The sequence below is a fragment of the Aeromonas sp. 2692-1 genome, from assembly GCF_013085505.1.
GTDB classification, from domain to species: domain Bacteria; phylum Pseudomonadota; class Gammaproteobacteria; order Enterobacterales; family Aeromonadaceae; genus Aeromonas; species Aeromonas hydrophila.
In genome coordinates this window covers 3,376,171-3,394,238 of record NZ_CP038513.1, presented here as the reverse complement: position 1 = coordinate 3,394,238, position 18,068 = coordinate 3,376,171, and the positions used below count along the sequence as shown (strand labels likewise).

The following is an 18,068-nucleotide window of genomic DNA, read 5'->3' as shown; positions in this document are numbered from 1 at the left end:
TCCCTGGCAAAAGGGAGAGCGTATCAAAGGTTTTTAAATCAATGCGTTAAGGATGATTCCGGTGAATGTGAACAGTGATTCCGGGATGTTGAACACTGTTTCCGGAAAGGAGGGGCGAAGTGTTCAGGTTGAACCGGAATGAGCGTTCACATTGGTCCGGAAATGGTGTTCACGTTGAATCGGAATTGGTGTTCATGATCGGCCGGAATATGCACAAAGAAGTAACCGAGCCGGTACGGATAACCACGTTTAAGAACAAATTCAAGACTTGCCGCGATAATGCTGTGACCAATATGTCCAGAATGGCAGGTCGTCTGGTCAACTATCTAAAGAATGTCGAAGGATTGGCGAGCGATTCCATTGTGCGTCAATTAATTGGGCATTTAGGCCCTGATGATGTACCGGTGCGGCTGCTGATGCCGCTGCCACCAGAGTTAGACGAAATACCGCTTTTCGAGCCCAACTGAACGGGCATTAATAATCCAAGTGGAGAGTAAAGATATGTCGAAAATTACTGGCGTAATGGTGCTGTGTGTGACCCATGGCAAAGGTATTTCCCGCAAAGGTGCGAGCCCTAAGCCGTATGATTTTGCCAACGTGCAATTCTTGGTGCCTGCCACCAATATTGATATGCCCGAGTGCCAAATCAATAACTGGGGCTTTGAGGCCAAGGAAATGCCCCTCAAGAATGACCCGATCATTCTGGCTAATATCGCTGACTGTCCCAAGCTTCAGCCCATCACCCTGCTGCTGGAAGCTGACCCACGCAACCCGGCCCGAAATATCGTGGCTGGCTTCGAGATTGAAGGCGGGGCCAAACAGGACGAATTCGGCTCTCTCCAGAAAAAACCGTAATAACCCGGTGCCTGAGGAGGAGGAGCGAAGACGTGCAGCGAGCGACGACGAGGGCACCAAATAAATGATCTGCGTTGATTTAACTTCCGAAGGGTACGTAAAACAGGCCCCGCCGGAAACATGCTCTTACGTGCTCTTGACTTCTCAAGAGCACATTAAACTCACCGATATATCCAACTGGTTTCAGTTCGATATATCGATTGTGGGAATTGCCTTTAGCTCTGGGATTGTATTGTGGGCTTTGGGTTTAAAAGTGGGCGCTATTGCCCGGTTAATTGTTGGTGCAAAAAGAGGATAAACGAAAATGCCTAATTTCTTCCGTAACGGTTGTATTGCTCTGGTTGGTTCTGTCGCTGCTATGGGTGCCGCTCATGCCGAAGGTGGCATCGCTGAGGCTGCCGGTAAAGCCCTGGACTCTGCCCAGTCAGACGTCACTATCACCGCGCCCAAGGTCATGATGGTGGTGGCGACTGTGGTCGGTGTCGGCATCCTGATCAACATGATGCGCAAAGCCTAAGCCATGTCTTTGCTCATCGGGACGCTGTGGTTCCTGTTCTTTGTTGAAGGCTACAGGGCATCGTTTTCGATATGACACAAAGGCGGCTCCGGTCGCCTTTTTTATTGGGAGGTAGTGTGCGCATTGGTCTGTTTTTACTGCTGTTTCCTTCGCTGGCCTTCGCCATTGGGGGCTGTCCGGTTGGGGTGCAGCTGGGCAACGTCACCATGGCTACGCGCTTGCCGGTCTGCCTCAAGTTTGAAGGTTCTGAGCATGGCGGCTGCCTTGTTAACTGCAAGGGTGTGTGTGTCGAGCTTCCCTTGGCGAATACCAAGGGGCCGGTCGAGACGACAGGGACCACCTGTAGCTGGTCTGACTCCAACGGCAGCGGGAACGGCGATTCTGACGGCAGCGGCAATACACCAGATGAAGGGAATGGCGGTGGTGTGGTGAATGGTTGGGATTTCTTTCAGCCGGTCATTGGTGACGCGACAGGGACGTCTGTTTCTGGTTCTGTTGCCAAGCTAAATAAAAACCTTGGTTCGGCTCTTCATCAGCTGATAGATGGTACTAAGCAGGATTCAAATAATATTAATTCTATTGCTCACAGTGCTGAGTCACTTTATCGCGATATGAAAACAAGCCTCTATCATTTGGATAGAATGGCTAACGATATTTATCAATCTAAAAATGCTACAAATGAAATTCTGGGGCGCATTAATGCGTCCAACGATTTATTGCAGTCAATAAATTCAAAGATGGGCTCTTCTGGTTCTGGTTCTGGTTCTGGCTCTTCTGGTGTTGGTGATTCTGCTCAAGCTGAAAAAATATATAACGAATTAAAGCAAATTAACGCTAATACATTCGGCCCTGACTTTGCCCAAACACATATAGGTGCAAACTTTTATGATTTGGTTAGGGGTTATCAGTGGGATGTTTCCAGTATTAAAGATAGCACTCACGAGTTGAATAGCACTTTTAATAATTTTTATTGGAATACTGCGCAAGATTTGCGAAATAACAGCATTGAAATGAATCGCAATATTAAGGCCATTGCTGAGTCATTAAAAAATGGCGGTACAGGTGGCGGTGATGGTTCGGGCGGTACGGGTAGTGGTGGCGAAGGGCAGGGGATTGATTATTCTAAAATGCCCGGCTCTGGTGAAAATCCGCTGCATGTCGCCGGTGCCGAATATAGCTCAAATCTTTGTAAGGGTGGGGCTGAGTGTTTTTTTGACTTGGAAACCATCAATAATAAATACAAAGAAACCAAGAGTCAGCTTACTAATACTTATGACGGAATAAAAACAGAAATGGCTGATGCATTCCGTTATAGCTTTAGTGGGTCAGCAGGGGTGCCAAAGTGTTTTGATATGTTTTCGATGTTCGGTCATTCTTATTCCATCTGCCCGGATGCCGGGGGCTATTGGGAGATGTTGGCGGCCATCTTGATGTTTATCTTTTACTTTATCGCACTGATGATAGTGGCTAAGAGGTGATATATGGAGTGGTTGGGTGATTTGTTTAATGGATTTTTCAGCGACATATATCAACTCGCGGTGCAGTTTGCAGCGTGGATAAGTATTAAGTTGGCTATTCAGTGGGTGGAGTTCAAAATATTCCTGCTCACTTTTTCATGGGATGTTGCCAAACAAATTTTAATTAATTTGCAATTCAGCGATTTGATATCGGCTTCATTTAATAATCTGCCTGCGGAAATGAAAGGGATTCTTTTATATCTACGCCTTGATAAGGGCATTTCGATAATAACTCAGGCTTTTATTGCTCGCTTTTTGCTGAATATGTTTGGGTGGTGATCCATGTCTATCAAAATCCATCACGGTGCGCCGGGCTCTTACAAGTCGTCAGGGGCCATTCATACCGATGTTCTGCCAGCCATCAAGGCGGGCCGCCACATCATCACCAACGTGCGCGGATTCACGGCTGAGCGTTGCAAGGAGGTGCTGGGCAAGGAGGTGCCTGACGAATTCGAAGTGACCTATATCGAGACGGAATCCCAAGAGGGGCGCGATAAGTTGGCCCGCTTTTACCACTGGGCACCCAAGGGCGCTTTCTTCCTGGTCGATGAAGTGCAGCGGGTGTTTCCGCCAGCGTGGCGTCAGAGTGATTTAGATCGGCTCGATTATCCCGGTGGGCCTGATGTGGCCAAGGAAGATGGCAGGCCGGAAACCATTGATGTGGCCTTCGATATGCACCGGCACCATAACTGGGATTTCGTGTTTACCACGCCAAATATCAAGAAGGTGCATCAGGTTATCCGGGCTGCCGCAGAGACCGCGATTCGCCATACCAATATGGCGATATTGGGGATAGGCGGCCGGTATAAGACCGTCCTTCACCTGTCAGATAACTCCGGCTCATCCATGTCCGATGTGCTGCAAGCCAAGCCGTTCAATAAGGTGCCCAAGTATGTTTTCAAGCTTTATGACTCGACTACAACCGGTAAAGTCTCGGATACAATTGCGGGTAGCTCGGTATTACGAGACCCTAAAGTATTGTTTTTTCTGGCGGTGTGGGGACTCTGTTTATTTTTTGGTTTCATCAAGCCTGAATATATTGATGCTCCCGCTAAGGCCGCTGAAACCACTTCTGCCGCTGCTCCGGCTGCTGGGGAGGTGGGTAGTTCGGCCCCTTCTGATGTACGTCCTAGTGGCGCTCCTGCTGCGTCTGCTGCTGGTGTCCTTGCTATAGGGCCGTTTGCGGGCCATCAGCTGATTATCAGCTGCCATATCCTGATAAAGGATCAGCGGGGAGAGTACCGGGTCCAATATTGTTTTTCGCTGCGCAAAGGGGATAACGTGCAGCCGCTCGATGCGGACGATTGGCCCGATGAACTGGCTAGGGTGGATCCAATGAGTGCATGCCATGCGGTGGTGAAGTATCAGGGGCAGCCTGTGGACGTATATTGCGACCCGGAAGGCGATACCTTGCGCCGGAAATACAATGCGGGCCTCTTTGCCGGGGTCAAAAATACAGGGAAACCCAGTGATGACCAGTCATGAAAATGATACCCGGACATAAATACATGCGACCGCGTGACGCGAATGTTTATGTTAAATTGCGGCTCCAATTGCGCCAGTGAACAGGGGCGGGAGCCCCTATAAGCCGCTCCCGTCCGTTGATTTAGCCTCCTGACGTCTCCCGGCGAAACACGCCCATCTGGCCCCGAGCCCGGATCACCCCCTTTCCTGCAAAACCGGTCTTTACTGCCCCAGTTCCAGTGCCCAGCCGAAGGCTATGGGGCACGGTTAGCGCCTTCCTTGGCCTCCTGTCGTAGACAAGCCGCTCTCACAGCGTCAGCTTGTTTTGGGGCTTTCTGTGTGGCTTTGGGGTTGCTTGGCTGCCAAGCCCCCCGGGTAGTAATACGGGGGGAATTCTTCCACCGATGCCAAACCCTGGGCACGCTTCTTTGAAAGCCCAGCCCGCAGGGCTGTTATCTCTTACTTGTGCAATTGACTCCCAGGATCGGCAATGATCAAATCCGCTTATCTGATGTTGTTGGGGGAGGGTACCTGGTGCCAATCTTTGTTCCTGTGTTTATGCTCGCCATGCTGTATGGATTCGTCCGCCTCATCCTTAGCGGGGATCTCTCCGATGATATGCTGACGGTTTGTTATTTCGCTGTGGCGTTCATAACCGCTCCGGTTTTGTTTGGCTGTCTGCTGATGGGGCTTGCTTGGGTTACTGATTGGTCAGAGCAACGGGCACGTGCCAAGCGGATAGCTCGGTGCAAGGCGGCAAAGGCCGCCAAGCTGGCCAATCTCAGTTGATGCCGATAAACCTATTTATCGGCGATAAGTTTTTTGAACATCTCGCCAATCCTCTGGACAAGGATTAGCACCATTGTCGAAGCCAAAGCCATTGCTGCGATGATCGGGTGAACTTCCCATTTAGGTGCGAGATAAGCGAGGGTGGCAGCCAGGCCCCATTGCGCTAGCAATATGAAACCTTCTTTTTTGTTGGAAAACACATACTTGGCATACTTAGACAGCATGTCGACCATCGAGCAATTCCTTCTTTGTTTATGTATTGCAATTTTACCACTTCGGATGGCCTGTTTTGGTTGGGGGCATCTGAGTGCTGACATTTTGTCCAGGCCGCCATGTTACAATGGGACTCACTCTTGGGATAAGGCTTAGAAAATGGTTGATTTTGAATATGGTACTGAAGTGATTGCCGAAGGGCTTTCGCGGGCGATCATGATAGTTCAGGTTGTGAGACCGGATTCGATCGTGTGTTCGTACAAGGTGGGTGATGACCTTCATACGGTTGAGTTGAATCCAAAGTCTTTGCGCTTGGCGACCGCTGATGACAAGCCACAATCAGCACTGCTCATGCCATCACGGTATCGCAATGGCGCATAAAGCAATCAAGGGGCCTCTGGCCCCTTTGTCATGCCCCTAAGCCTGACCGCGCATAATGTGAACAGTGGTTATGTTGAACACTAGGCCCCCTGCCACAATCGAGCGGGGCAGGGGGCTTAGAGGTAGGAGGGATGTGGGACAGCTCGCTGGCATCATCCAGACGCCCGAGAATGTTTAATATAACCCGTGTTATGCGAGGCCAGGCGGCGGTCAGTCGCCTAGCTTCTCCGTGTGGGTGATGAGCATCCATCCCCTGATCAGTTTTCTGATGGCAACCTTGTCCTCTTCTGGCAGCTCTTCGATGGCCTTGGACAGGTACGTCATTGTCTCTGTGGTTTCCCCATAAACAATTTCATCAAGTGACACCCCTAGCGCGGTAGCGATAGGGATGATCGTCTTTATCAGCGGGTTTTCCTGCTCACCACTTTCCAGCCGGGACAGTTGCGACTTCGATATGCCGCATTTTTCGGCCAAGTCTTGTTGGCTTAGTCCTGCCTGCTTACGTATGCGTTTTATATTGTCGCCTATATGCGTCATTTCGCGGCCTCTTGGTGTATGCCTGCTGATTTTACATCACCTAGTTGCATACGTGCGGACTCGGTTGTATGCTTGCCCACATCGAGTTGTATGGGTGCGCACTTAGCGCAGTACCTCATAGGGGCAGGGAATGACCACTTTTTCAGCCGTTGTTAAGCCAGAGCGCAATGTGTATTGGCAGGATGAGCCAACTGGCGACATCTCCGCTTGCGTGGCTGGTCAGGTTGAGTTCTTCCGCGACCTCGCCGAGCTATGCCGTTATCTCTCACTGACTTACCCCGATTTTGACTTTGTGCCGGTCGAAGTGACCGCGGACACATGGCGCGGGTTCTATGACCAAGGAGTCTTTTTCGATGACTGGTCATAACCCGAAAACCAAAATCGACTTTCTGTCGTTCACCTTCACTCCCGAGCCGCTCAAACGTATCACTGAGCTGGCAAAGCAGGGCGCTTTGCTCAAGGCCATTCCGCGCTTTGATATCAAGTCCTCTGTTTTGGCTGCTGCCATGCCTGCGCCTGCTGCCAATGGCCTGATTTATCGCCGGCCGGCACCGGTAGAGCCGGCACCGCAAACCCGAGCCCAAGCAACCGAGCAACGTTTACGGTCTGCGGCCTATCCAGAGCCGCTTTATGTCGAAGTCGAGCAGGATGTGCCTGCCGTGGTCACGCCTTCCATGACTCAAGCCATGGAGACGGTATTGGCCTCTAAGTACACCGCTCGCGCCGATATCCACCGCGAACTCAAGGCCGTCTGCGCCAGCCTGCTTGATTTCTCTGAATTTGAGGTCAACCCGGACGGCAAGTATTGGGACGCCTATAACGACTTGATCCACTGCTACGGAGTGCAGTTTCTCGATGCCCTATGTTGTGGCGAACTGGAGATTTTCTTTGAAGAGCTCAATTACCAGATTGGTGTACCGATCCCTGCGCCTCGCTTTACCGTCCGCCATCGTCGCGGGGGTCTGCACGGCTACAGCTATAGTGGTGACATTCTTATCGATGGAATTGCTTGTGGCCTTGTGGCTTGGGGAGCTGCCAACCACGGCTGCATGGTTTCCTTCACTGGAGCCGGATGTGATGGATTGGACTTTGACGCTCTTTACCGTGTCATTTCTGTGGTGCCTGGGCTCCGTATTACTCGAGTTGACCTCGCGCTGGATGATTACTCAGGCTCGGTTATATCTTATCTGCGAGCGGTCGAAGCGGCGGAATTAGGCCATTTTCACCCGGCTCGCGGTATGGCTCCCAAGTGGATGGCCATTCAAGCTGGGGAGTTTATTCCCGAGGTTCACAATGCCATGGCCAAGCGCTTTGGCATGATCGCGTCTTCTGGCTGTTCCTTCTATATCGGCTCTCGCGCTAATGGCAAATGTGGTCGCATTTATGAGAAGGGCAAGCAGATGGAGTCTGCCGAATATCCCGACTGGGTGCGCGCCGAAGGCGAGCTACACAGTAAAGACCGCGTTATTCCGCTGGATGTGCTGATAAACCCAGACCCTTATTTCGCGGGCATGTATCCGCAATTTGCCAAGTGGCTGGATGAATTGGTCAAAGAAGTAACCGAGCCGGTACGGATAACCACGTTTAAGAACAAATTCAAGACTTGCCGCGATAATGCTGTGACCAATATGTCCAGAATGGCAGGTCGTCTGGTCAACTATCTAAAGAATGTCGAAGGATTGGCGAGCGATTCCATTGTGCGTCAATTAATTGGGCATTTAGGCCCTGATGATGTACCGGTGCGGCTGCTGATGCCGCTGCCACCAGAGTTAGACGAAATACCGCTTTTCGAGCCCAACTGAACGGGCATTAATAATCCAAGTGGAGAGTAAAGATATGTCGAAAATTACTGGCGTAATGGTGCTGTGTGTGACCCATGGCAAAGGTATTTCCCGCAAAGGTGCGAGCCCTAAGCCGTATGATTTTGCCAACGTGCAATTCTTGGTGCCTGCCACCAATATTGATATGCCCGAGTGCCAAATCAATAACTGGGGCTTTGAGGCCAAGGAAATGCCCCTCAAGAATGACCCGATCATTCTGGCTAATATCGCTGACTGTCCCAAGCTTCAGCCCATCACCCTGCTGCTGGAAGCTGACCCACGCAACCCGGCCCGAAATATCGTGGCTGGCTTCGAGATTGAAGGCGGGGCCAAACAGGACGAATTCGGCTCTCTCCAGAAAAAACCGTAATAACCCGGTGCCTGAGGAGGAGGAGCGAAGACGTGCAGCGAGCGACGACGAGGGCACCAAATAAATGATCTGCGTTGATTTAACTTCCGAAGGGTACGTAAAACAGGCCCCGCCGGAAACATGCTCTTACGTGCTCTTGACTTCTCAAGAGCACATTAAACTCACCGATATATCCAACTGGTTTCAGTTCGATATATCGATTGTGGGAATTGCCTTTAGCTCTGGGATTGTATTGTGGGCTTTGGGTTTAAAAGTGGGCGCTATTGCCCGGTTAATTGTTGGTGCAAAAAGAGGATAAACGAAAATGCCTAATTTCTTCCGTAACGGTTGTATTGCTCTGGTTGGTTCTGTCGCTGCTATGGGTGCCGCTCATGCCGAAGGTGGCATCGCTGAGGCTGCCGGTAAAGCCCTGGACTCTGCCCAGTCAGACGTCACTATCACCGCGCCCAAGGTCATGATGGTGGTGGCGACTGTGGTCGGTGTCGGCATCCTGATCAACATGATGCGCAAAGCCTAAGCCATGTCTTTGCTCATCGGGACGCTGTGGTTCCTGTTCTTTGTTGAAGGCTACAGGGCATCGTTTTCGATATGACACAAAGGCGGCTCCGGTCGCCTTTTTTATTGGGAGGTAGTGTGCGCATTGGTCTGTTTTTACTGCTGTTTCCTTCGCTGGCCTTCGCCATTGGGGGCTGTCCGGTTGGGGTGCAGCTGGGCAACGTCACCATGGCTACGCGCTTGCCGGTCTGCCTCAAGTTTGAAGGTTCTGAGCATGGCGGCTGCCTTGTTAACTGCAAGGGTGTGTGTGTCGAGCTTCCCTTGGCGAATACCAAGGGGCCGGTCGAGACGACAGGGACCACCTGTAGCTGGTCTGACTCCAACGGCAGCGGGAACGGCGATTCTGACGGCAGCGGCAATACACCAGATGAAGGGAATGGCGGTGGTGTGGTGAATGGTTGGGATTTCTTTCAGCCGGTCATTGGTGACGCGACAGGGACGTCTGTTTCTGGTTCTGTTGCCAAGCTAAATAAAAACCTTGGTTCGGCTCTTCATCAGCTGATAGATGGTACTAAGCAGGATTCAAATAATATTAATTCTATTGCTCACAGTGCTGAGTCACTTTATCGCGATATGAAAACAAGCCTCTATCATTTGGATAGAATGGCTAACGATATTTATCAATCTAAAAATGCTACAAATGAAATTCTGGGGCGCATTAATGCGTCCAACGATTTATTGCAGTCAATAAATTCAAAGATGGGCTCTTCTGGTTCTGGTTCTGGTTCTGGCTCTTCTGGTGTTGGTGATTCTGCTCAAGCTGAAAAAATATATAACGAATTAAAGCAAATTAACGCTAATACATTCGGCCCTGACTTTGCCCAAACACATATAGGTGCAAACTTTTATGATTTGGTTAGGGGTTATCAGTGGGATGTTTCCAGTATTAAAGATAGCACTCACGAGTTGAATAGCACTTTTAATAATTTTTATTGGAATACTGCGCAAGATTTGCGAAATAACAGCATTGAAATGAATCGCAATATTAAGGCCATTGCTGAGTCATTAAAAAATGGCGGTACAGGTGGCGGTGATGGTTCGGGCGGTACGGGTAGTGGTGGCGAAGGGCAGGGGATTGATTATTCTAAAATGCCCGGCTCTGGTGAAAATCCGCTGCATGTCGCCGGTGCCGAATATAGCTCAAATCTTTGTAAGGGTGGGGCTGAGTGTTTTTTTGACTTGGAAACCATCAATAATAAATACAAAGAAACCAAGAGTCAGCTTACTAATACTTATGACGGAATAAAAACAGAAATGGCTGATGCATTCCGTTATAGCTTTAGTGGGTCAGCAGGGGTGCCAAAGTGTTTTGATATGTTTTCGATGTTCGGTCATTCTTATTCCATCTGCCCGGATGCCGGGGGCTATTGGAAGATGTTGGCGGCCATCTTGATGTTTATCTTTTACTTTATCGCACTGATGATAGTGGCTAAGAGGTGATATATGGAGTGGTTGGGTGATTTGTTTAATGGATTTTTCAGCGACATATATCAACTCGCGGTGCAGTTTGCAGCGTGGATAAGTATTAAGTTGGCTATTCAGTGGGTGGAGTTCAAAATATTCCTGCTCACTTTTTCATGGGATGTTGCCAAACAAATTTTAATTAATTTGCAATTCAGCGATTTGATATCGGCTTCATTTAATAATCTGCCTGCGGAAATGAAAGGGATTCTTTTATATCTACGCCTTGATAAGGGCATTTCGATAATAACTCAGGCTTTTATTGCTCGCTTTTTGCTGAATATGTTTGGGTGGTGATCCATGTCTATCAAAATCCATCACGGTGCGCCGGGCTCTTACAAGTCGTCAGGGGCCATTCATACCGATGTTCTGCCAGCCATCAAGGCGGGCCGCCACATCATCACCAACGTGCGCGGATTCACGGCTGAGCGTTGCAAGGAGGTGCTGGGCAAGGAGGTGCCTGACGAATTCGAAGTGACCTATATCGAGACGGAATCCCAAGAGGGGCGCGATAAGTTGGCCCGCTTTTACCACTGGGCACCCAAGGGCGCTTTCTTCCTGGTCGATGAAGTGCAGCGGGTGTTTCCGCCAGCGTGGCGTCAGAGTGATTTAGATCGGCTCGATTATCCCGGTGGGCCTGATGTGGCCAAGGAAGATGGCAGGCCGGAAACCATTGATGTGGCCTTCGATATGCACCGGCACCATAACTGGGATTTCGTGTTTACCACGCCAAATATCAAGAAGGTGCATCAGGTTATCCGGGCTGCCGCAGAGACCGCGATTCGCCATACCAATATGGCGATATTGGGGATAGGCGGCCGGTATAAGACCGTCCTTCACCTGTCAGATAACTCCGGCTCATCCATGTCCGATGTGCTGCAAGCCAAGCCGTTCAATAAGGTGCCCAAGTATGTTTTCAAGCTTTATGACTCGACTACAACCGGTAAAGTCTCGGATACAATTGCGGGTAGCTCGGTATTACGAGACCCTAAAGTATTGTTTTTTCTGGCGGTGTGGGGACTCTGTTTATTTTTTGGTTTCATCAAGCCTGAATATATTGATGCTCCCGCTAAGGCCGCTGAAACCACTTCTGCCGCTGCTCCGGCTGCTGGGGAGGTGGGTAGTTCGGCCCCTTCTGATGTACGTCCTAGTGGCGCTCCTGCTGCGTCTGCTGCTGGTGTCCTTGCTATAGGGCCGTTTGCGGGCCATCAGCTGATTATCAGCTGCCATATCCTGATAAAGGATCAGCGGGGAGAGTACCGGGTCCAATATTGTTTTTCGCTGCGCAAAGGGGATAACGTGCAGCCGCTCGATGCGGACGATTGGCCCGATGAACTGGCTAGGGTGGATCCAATGAGTGCATGCCATGCGGTGGTGAAGTATCAGGGGCAGCCTGTGGACGTATATTGCGACCCGGAAGGCGATACCTTGCGCCGGAAATACAATGCGGGCCTCTTTGCCGGGGTCAAAAATACAGGGAAACCCAGTGATGACCAGTCATGAAAATGATACCCGGACATAAATACATGCGACCGCGTGACGCGAATGTTTATGTTAAATTGCGGCTCCAATTGCGCCAGTGAACAGGGGCGGGAGCCCCTATAAGCCGCTCCCGTCCGTTGATTTAGCCTCCTGACGTCTCCCGGCGAAACACGCCCATCTGGCCCCGAGCCCGGATCACCCCCTTTCCTGCAAAACCGGTCTTTACTGCCCCAGTTCCAGTGCCCAGCCGAAGGCTATGGGGCACGGTTAGCGCCTTCCTTGGCCTCCTGTCGTAGACAAGCCGCTCTCACAGCGTCAGCTTGTTTTGGGGCTTTCTGTGTGGCTTTGGGGTTGCTTGGCTGCCAAGCCCCCCGGGTAGTAATACGGGGGGAATTCTTCCACCGATGCCAAACCCTGGGCACGCTTCTTTGAAAGCCCAGCCCGCAGGGCTGTTATCTCTTACTTGTGCAATTGACTCCCAGGATCGGCAATGATCAAATCCGCTTATCTGATGTTGTTGGGGGAGGGTACCTGGTGCCAATCTTTGTTCCTGTGTTTATGCTCGCCATGCTGTATGGATTCGTCCGCCTCATCCTTAGCGGGGATCTCTCCGATGATATGCTGACGGTTTGTTATTTCGCTGTGGCGTTCATAACCGCTCCGGTTTTGTTTGGCTGTCTGCTGATGGGGCTTGCTTGGGTTACTGATTGGTCAGAGCAACGGGCACGTGCCAAGCGGATAGCTCGGTGCAAGGCGGCAAAGGCCGCCAAGCTGGCCAATCTCAGTTGATGCCGATAAACCTATTTATCGGCGATAAGTTTTTTGAACATCTCGCCAATCCTCTGGACAAGGATTAGCACCATTGTCGAAGCCAAAGCCATTGCTGCGATGATCGGGTGAACTTCCCATTTAGGTGCGAGATAAGCGAGGGTGGCAGCCAGGCCCCATTGCGCTAGCAATATGAAACCTTCTTTTTTGTTGGAAAACACATACTTGGCATACTTAGACAGCATGTCGACCATCGAGCAATTCCTTCTTTGTTTATGTATTGCAATTTTACCACTTCGGATGGCCTGTTTTGGTTGGGGGCATCTGAGTGCTGACATTTTGTCCAGGCCGCCATGTTACAATGGGACTCACTCTTGGGATAAGGCTTAGAAAATGGTTGATTTTGAATATGGTACTGAAGTGATTGCCGAAGGGCTTTCGCGGGCGATCATGATAGTTCAGGTTGTGAGACCGGATTCGATCGTGTGTTCGTACAAGGTGGGTGATGACCTTCATACGGTTGAGTTGAATCCAAAGTCTTTGCGCTTGGCGACCGCTGATGACAAGCCACAATCAGCACTGCTCATGCCATCACGGTATCGCAATGGCGCATAAAGCAATCAAGGGGCCTCTGGCCCCTTTGTCATGCCCCTAAGCCTGACCGCGCATAATGTGAACAGTGGTTATGTTGAACACTAGGCCCCCTGCCACAATCGAGCGGGGCAGGGGGCTTAGAGGTAGGAGGGATGTGGGACAGCTCGCTGGCATCATCCAGACGCCCGAGAATGTTTAATATAACCCGTGTTATGCGAGGCCAGGCGGCGGTCAGTCGCCTAGCTTCTCCGTGTGGGTGATGAGCATCCATCCCCTGATCAGTTTTCTGATGGCAACCTTGTCCTCTTCTGGCAGCTCTTCGATGGCCTTGGACAGGTACGTCATTGTCTCTGTGGTTTCCCCATAAACAATTTCATCAAGTGACACCCCTAGCGCGGTAGCGATAGGGATGATCGTCTTTATCAGCGGGTTTTCCTGCTCACCACTTTCCAGCCGGGACAGTTGCGACTTCGATATGCCGCATTTTTCGGCCAAGTCTTGTTGGCTTAGTCCTGCCTGCTTACGTATGCGTTTTATATTGTCGCCTATATGCGTCATTTCGCGGCCTCTTGGTGTATGCCTGCTGATTTTACATCACCTAGTTGCATACGTGCGGACTCGGTTGTATGCTTGCCCACATCGAGTTGTATGGGTGCGCACTTAGCGCAGTACCTCATAGGGGCAGGGAATGACCACTTTTTCAGCCGTTGTTAAGCCAGAGCGCAATGTGTATTGGCAGGATGAGCCAACTGGCGACATCTCCGCTTGCGTGGCTGGTCAGGTTGAGTTCTTCCGCGACCTCGCCGAGCTATGCCGTTATCTCTCACTGACTTACCCCGATTTTGACTTTGTGCCGGTCGAAGTGACCGCGGACACATGGCGCGGGTTCTATGACCAAGGAGTCTTTTTCGATGACTGGTCATAACCCGAAAACCAAAATCGACTTTCTGTCGTTCACCTTCACTCCCGAGCCGCTCAAACGTATCACTGAGCTGGCAAAGCAGGGCGCTTTGCTCAAGGCCATTCCGCGCTTTGATATCAAGTCCTCTGTTTTGGCTGCTGCCATGCCTGCGCCTGCTGCCAATGGCCTGATTTATCGCCGGCCGGCACCGGTAGAGCCGGCACCGCAAACCCGAGCCCAAGCAACCGAGCAACGTTTACGGTCTGCGGCCTATCCAGAGCCGCTTTATGTCGAAGTCGAGCAGGATGTGCCTGCCGTGGTCACGCCTTCCATGACTCAAGCCATGGAGACGGTATTGGCCTCTAAGTACACCGCTCGCGCCGATATCCACCGCGAACTCAAGGCCGTCTGCGCCAGCCTGCTTGATTTCTCTGAATTTGAGGTCAACCCGGACGGCAAGTATTGGGACGCCTATAACGACTTGATCCACTGCTACGGAGTGCAGTTTCTCGATGCCCTATGTTGTGGCGAACTGGAGATTTTCTTTGAAGAGCTCAATTACCAGATTGGTGTACCGATCCCTGCGCCTCGCTTTACCGTCCGCCATCGTCGCGGGGGTCTGCACGGCTACAGCTATAGTGGTGACATTCTTATCGATGGAATTGCTTGTGGCCTTGTGGCTTGGGGAGCTGCCAACCACGGCTGCATGGTTTCCTTCACTGGAGCCGGATGTGATGGATTGGACTTTGACGCTCTTTACCGTGTCATTTCTGTGGTGCCTGGGCTCCGTATTACTCGAGTTGACCTCGCGCTGGATGATTACTCAGGCTCGGTTATATCTTATCTGCGAGCGGTCGAAGCGGCGGAATTAGGCCATTTTCACCCGGCTCGCGGTATGGCTCCCAAGTGGATGGCCATTCAAGCTGGGGAGTTTATTCCCGAGGTTCACAATGCCATGGCCAAGCGCTTTGGCATGATCGCGTCTTCTGGCTGTTCCTTCTATATCGGCTCTCGCGCTAATGGCAAATGTGGTCGCATTTATGAGAAGGGCAAGCAGATGGAGTCTGCCGAATATCCCGACTGGGTGCGCGCCGAAGGCGAGCTACACAGTAAAGACCGCGTTATTCCGCTGGATGTGCTGATAAACCCAGACCCTTATTTCGCGGGCATGTATCCGCAATTTGCCAAGTGGCTGGATGAATTGGTCAAAGAAGTAACCGAGCCGGTACGGATAACCACGTTTAAGAACAAATTCAAGACTTGCCGCGATAATGCTGTGACCAATATGTCCAGAATGGCAGGTCGTCTGGTCAACTATCTAAAGAATGTCGAAGGATTGGCGAGCGATTCCATTGTGCGTCAATTAATTGGGCATTTAGGCCCTGATGATGTACCGGTGCGGCTGCTGATGCCGCTGCCACCAGAGTTAGACGAAATACCGCTTTTCGAGCCCAACTGAACGGGCATTAATAATCCAAGTGGAGAGTAAAGATATGTCGAAAATTACTGGCGTAATGGTGCTGTGTGTGACCCATGGCAAAGGTATTTCCCGCAAAGGTGCGAGCCCTAAGCCGTATGATTTTGCCAACGTGCAATTCTTGGTGCCTGCCACCAATATTGATATGCCCGAGTGCCAAATCAATAACTGGGGCTTTGAGGCCAAGGAAATGCCCCTCAAGAATGACCCGATCATTCTGGCTAATATCGCTGACTGTCCCAAGCTTCAGCCCATCACCCTGCTGCTGGAAGCTGACCCACGCAACCCGGCCCGAAATATCGTGGCTGGCTTCGAGATTGAAGGCGGGGCCAAACAGGACGAATTCGGCTCTCTCCAGAAAAAACCGTAATAACCCGGTGCCTGAGGAGGAGGAGCGAAGACGTGCAGCGAGCGACGACGAGGGCACCAAATAAATGATCTGCGTTGATTTAACTTCCGAAGGGTACGTAAAACAGGCCCCGCCGGAAACATGCTCTTACGTGCTCTTGACTTCTCAAGAGCACATTAAACTCACCGATATATCCAACTGGTTTCAGTTCGATATATCGATTGTGGGAATTGCCTTTAGCTCTGGGATTGTATTGTGGGCTTTGGGTTTAAAAGTGGGCGCTATTGCCCGGTTAATTGTTGGTGCAAAAAGAGGATAAACGAAAATGCCTAATTTCTTCCGTAACGGTTGTATTGCTCTGGTTGGTTCTGTCGCTGCTATGGGTGCCGCTCATGCCGAAGGTGGCATCGCTGAGGCTGCCGGTAAAGCCCTGGACTCTGCCCAGTCAGACGTCACTATCACCGCGCCCAAGGTCATGATGGTGGTGGCGACTGTGGTCGGTGTCGGCATCCTGATCAACATGATGCGCAAAGCCTAAGCCATGTCTTTGCTCATCGGGACGCTGTGGTTCCTGTTCTTTGTTGAAGGCTACAGGGCATCGTTTTCGATATGACACAAAGGCGGCTCCGGTCGCCTTTTTTATTGGGAGGTAGTGTGCGCATTGGTCTGTTTTTACTGCTGTTTCCTTCGCTGGCCTTCGCCATTGGGGGCTGTCCGGTTGGGGTGCAGCTGGGCAACGTCACCATGGCTACGCGCTTGCCGGTCTGCCTCAAGTTTGAAGGTTCTGAGCATGGCGGCTGCCTTGTTAACTGCAAGGGTGTGTGTGTCGAGCTTCCCTTGGCGAATACCAAGGGGCCGGTCGAGACGACAGGGACCACCTGTAGCTGGTCTGACTCCAACGGCAGCGGGAACGGCGATTCTGACGGCAGCGGCAATACACCAGATGAAGGGAATGGCGGTGGTGTGGTGAATGGTTGGGATTTCTTTCAGCCGGTCATTGGTGACGCGACAGGGACGTCTGTTTCTGGTTCTGTTGCCAAGCTAAATAAAAACCTTGGTTCGGCTCTTCATCAGCTGATAGATGGTACTAAGCAGGATTCAAATAATATTAATTCTATTGCTCACAGTGCTGAGTCACTTTATCGCGATATGAAAACAAGCCTCTATCATTTGGATAGAATGGCTAACGATATTTATCAATCTAAAAATGCTACAAATGAAATTCTGGGGCGCATTAATGCGTCCAACGATTTATTGCAGTCAATAAATTCAAAGATGGGCTCTTCTGGTTCTGGTTCTGGTTCTGGCTCTTCTGGTGTTGGTGATTCTGCTCAAGCTGAAAAAATATATAACGAATTAAAGCAAATTAACGCTAATACATTCGGCCCTGACTTTGCCCAAACACATATAGGTGCAAACTTTTATGATTTGGTTAGGGGTTATCAGTGGGATGTTTCCAGTATTAAAGATAGCACTCACGAGTTGAATAGCACTTTTAATAATTTTTATTGGAATACTGCGCAAGATTTGCGAAATAACAGCATTGAAATGAATCGCAATATTAAGGCCATTGCTGAGTCATTAAAAAATGGCGGTACAGGTGGCGGTGATGGTTCGGGCGGTACGGGTAGTGGTGGCGAAGGGCAGGGGATTGATTATTCTAAAATGCCCGGCTCTGGTGAAAATCCGCTGCATGTCGCCGGTGCCGAATATAGCTCAAATCTTTGTAAGGGTGGGGCTGAGTGTTTTTTTGACTTGGAAACCATCAATAATAAATACAAAGAAACCAAGAGTCAGCTTACTAATACTTATGACGGAATAAAAACAGAAATGGCTGATGCATTCCGTTATAGCTTTAGTGGGTCAGCAGGGGTGCCAAAGTGTTTTGATATGTTTTCGATGTTCGGTCATTCTTATTCCATCTGCCCGGATGCCGGGGGCTATTGGAAGATGTTGGCGGCCATCTTGATGTTTATCTTTTACTTTATCGCACTGATGATAGTGGCTAAGAGGTGATA

Annotated in this window: 26 protein-coding genes; 22 read left to right on the top strand and 4 right to left on the bottom strand. The window is 50.6% G+C overall.

From position 1 onward, the window contains the following. Positions 1–119: 119 nt before the first annotated feature. The 7 genes from E5E97_RS16045 (at position 120) to E5E97_RS16015 (ending at position 5,142) form a co-directional block, all read left to right on the top strand. Entirely contained in the window at positions 120–467 is a 348-nt protein-coding gene (locus E5E97_RS16045; protein ID WP_216368120.1) for a hypothetical protein, read from the top strand. 34 nt (positions 468–501) lie between these two features. Further along, entirely contained in the window at positions 502–855 is a 354-nt protein-coding gene (locus E5E97_RS16040; RefSeq protein WP_171280547.1) for a hypothetical protein, read from the top strand. Between the two features lie 304 nt (positions 856–1,159). Further along, entirely contained in the window at positions 1,160–1,372 is a 213-nt protein-coding gene (gene aerA, locus E5E97_RS16035) for a flexible pilin (RefSeq protein ID WP_029303045.1), read from the top strand. Between the two features lie 116 nt (positions 1,373–1,488). Further along, complete coding sequence (locus tag E5E97_RS16030) at positions 1,489–2,850, top strand: hypothetical protein (RefSeq protein ID WP_253265090.1); 1,362 nt, start codon at positions 1,489–1,491, stop codon at positions 2,848–2,850. 3 nt (positions 2,851–2,853) lie between these two features. After that, a complete protein-coding gene (locus E5E97_RS16025) occupies positions 2,854–3,168 on the top strand; it encodes a DUF2523 family protein (protein WP_139397650.1) in 315 nt (104 codons plus the stop codon). Positions 3,169–3,171: 3 nt separating this feature from the next. Then, positions 3,172–4,374, top strand: a complete 1,203-nt coding sequence (locus E5E97_RS16020; RefSeq protein ID WP_171280546.1) for a zonular occludens toxin family protein — start codon at positions 3,172–3,174, stop codon at positions 4,372–4,374. Positions 4,375–4,887: 513 nt separating this feature from the next. Continuing rightward, positions 4,888–5,142, top strand: a complete 255-nt coding sequence (locus E5E97_RS16015) for a hypothetical protein (RefSeq protein WP_171280545.1) — start codon at positions 4,888–4,890, stop codon at positions 5,140–5,142. An 11-nt stretch (positions 5,143–5,153) separates the two neighbouring features. Here the strand turns inward: E5E97_RS16015 and E5E97_RS16010 are convergent, their stop codons facing one another. Beyond that, the gene (locus E5E97_RS16010; protein ID WP_171280544.1) at positions 5,154–5,375 is read right to left on the bottom strand and encodes a hypothetical protein; all 222 of its coding nucleotides are present in this window, start codon (positions 5,373–5,375) and stop codon (positions 5,154–5,156) included. Between the two features lie 139 nt (positions 5,376–5,514). Here E5E97_RS16010 and E5E97_RS16005 point away from each other — a divergent pair, with 139 nt between their 5' ends. Further along, entirely contained in the window at positions 5,515–5,736 is a 222-nt protein-coding gene (locus E5E97_RS16005) for a hypothetical protein (RefSeq protein ID WP_171280543.1), read from the top strand. A 210-nt stretch (positions 5,737–5,946) separates the two neighbouring features. On the opposite strand, the gene E5E97_RS16000 is transcribed toward E5E97_RS16005, so the two are convergent. Continuing rightward, positions 5,947–6,273: a helix-turn-helix domain-containing protein gene (locus E5E97_RS16000; RefSeq protein ID WP_139397662.1), complete on the bottom strand. Its 327-nt coding sequence runs from the start codon at positions 6,271–6,273 to the stop codon at positions 5,947–5,949. Positions 6,274–6,403: 130 nt separating this feature from the next. Between E5E97_RS16000 and E5E97_RS15995 the strand changes: the two genes are divergently transcribed. From E5E97_RS15995 to E5E97_RS15960, 8 genes are all read left to right on the top strand, one after another. Further along, positions 6,404–6,640 carry a hypothetical protein gene (locus E5E97_RS15995; RefSeq protein WP_171280549.1) on the top strand — a complete coding sequence of 79 codons (237 nt, stop codon included), beginning with the start codon at positions 6,404–6,406 and terminating at the stop codon, positions 6,638–6,640. Further along, positions 6,627–8,075: a replication initiation factor domain-containing protein gene (locus E5E97_RS15990; protein WP_171280548.1), complete on the top strand. Its 1,449-nt coding sequence runs from the start codon at positions 6,627–6,629 to the stop codon at positions 8,073–8,075. The genes E5E97_RS15995 and E5E97_RS15990 overlap by 14 nt, the downstream gene beginning before the upstream one ends. A 34-nt stretch (positions 8,076–8,109) precedes the next feature. Next, entirely contained in the window at positions 8,110–8,463 is a 354-nt protein-coding gene (locus E5E97_RS15985; protein ID WP_171280547.1) for a hypothetical protein, read from the top strand. Positions 8,464–8,767: 304 nt separating this feature from the next. Then, positions 8,768–8,980, top strand: coding sequence for a flexible pilin (gene aerA, locus E5E97_RS15980; RefSeq protein WP_029303045.1), 213 nt, complete (start codon positions 8,768–8,770; stop codon positions 8,978–8,980). Positions 8,981–9,096: 116 nt separating this feature from the next. Continuing rightward, positions 9,097–10,458 (top strand): hypothetical protein, encoded by a 1,362-nt coding sequence (locus E5E97_RS15975; RefSeq protein WP_253265089.1) that lies wholly within the window; start codon positions 9,097–9,099, stop codon positions 10,456–10,458. 3 nt (positions 10,459–10,461) lie between these two features. Beyond that, positions 10,462–10,776: a DUF2523 family protein gene (locus E5E97_RS15970; protein WP_139397650.1), complete on the top strand. Its 315-nt coding sequence runs from the start codon at positions 10,462–10,464 to the stop codon at positions 10,774–10,776. 3 nt (positions 10,777–10,779) lie between these two features. Further along, positions 10,780–11,982, top strand: coding sequence for a zonular occludens toxin family protein (locus E5E97_RS15965; RefSeq protein WP_171280546.1), 1,203 nt, complete (start codon positions 10,780–10,782; stop codon positions 11,980–11,982). Between the two features lie 513 nt (positions 11,983–12,495). Next, positions 12,496–12,750: a hypothetical protein gene (locus E5E97_RS15960; RefSeq protein WP_171280545.1), complete on the top strand. Its 255-nt coding sequence runs from the start codon at positions 12,496–12,498 to the stop codon at positions 12,748–12,750. An 11-nt stretch (positions 12,751–12,761) separates the two neighbouring features. On the opposite strand, the gene E5E97_RS15955 is transcribed toward E5E97_RS15960, so the two are convergent. Next, entirely contained in the window at positions 12,762–12,983 is a 222-nt protein-coding gene (locus E5E97_RS15955) for a hypothetical protein (RefSeq protein WP_171280544.1), read from the bottom strand. 139 nt (positions 12,984–13,122) lie between these two features. Here E5E97_RS15955 and E5E97_RS15950 point away from each other — a divergent pair, with 139 nt between their 5' ends. After that, positions 13,123–13,344, top strand: a complete 222-nt coding sequence (locus E5E97_RS15950) for a hypothetical protein (RefSeq protein WP_171280543.1) — start codon at positions 13,123–13,125, stop codon at positions 13,342–13,344. Positions 13,345–13,554: 210 nt separating this feature from the next. On the opposite strand, the gene E5E97_RS15945 is transcribed toward E5E97_RS15950, so the two are convergent. Beyond that, the gene (locus E5E97_RS15945) at positions 13,555–13,881 is read right to left on the bottom strand and encodes a helix-turn-helix domain-containing protein (protein ID WP_139397662.1); all 327 of its coding nucleotides are present in this window, start codon (positions 13,879–13,881) and stop codon (positions 13,555–13,557) included. A gap of 130 nt (positions 13,882–14,011) precedes the next feature. Between E5E97_RS15945 and E5E97_RS15940 the strand changes: the two genes are divergently transcribed. From E5E97_RS15940 to E5E97_RS15920, 5 genes are all read left to right on the top strand, one after another. Next, entirely contained in the window at positions 14,012–14,248 is a 237-nt protein-coding gene (locus tag E5E97_RS15940) for a hypothetical protein (protein WP_171280549.1), read from the top strand. Beyond that, entirely contained in the window at positions 14,235–15,683 is a 1,449-nt protein-coding gene (locus E5E97_RS15935) for a replication initiation factor domain-containing protein (protein ID WP_171280548.1), read from the top strand. The genes E5E97_RS15940 and E5E97_RS15935 overlap by 14 nt, the downstream gene beginning before the upstream one ends. A 34-nt stretch (positions 15,684–15,717) precedes the next feature. Then, positions 15,718–16,071, top strand: coding sequence for a hypothetical protein (locus E5E97_RS15930; RefSeq protein WP_171280547.1), 354 nt, complete (start codon positions 15,718–15,720; stop codon positions 16,069–16,071). A gap of 304 nt (positions 16,072–16,375) precedes the next feature. Beyond that, entirely contained in the window at positions 16,376–16,588 is a 213-nt protein-coding gene (aerA, locus tag E5E97_RS15925; RefSeq protein ID WP_029303045.1) for a flexible pilin, read from the top strand. Positions 16,589–16,704: 116 nt separating this feature from the next. Then, positions 16,705–18,066, top strand: coding sequence for a hypothetical protein (locus E5E97_RS15920; protein ID WP_253265089.1), 1,362 nt, complete (start codon positions 16,705–16,707; stop codon positions 18,064–18,066). The last annotated feature ends 2 nt before the right edge of the window (positions 18,067–18,068 follow it).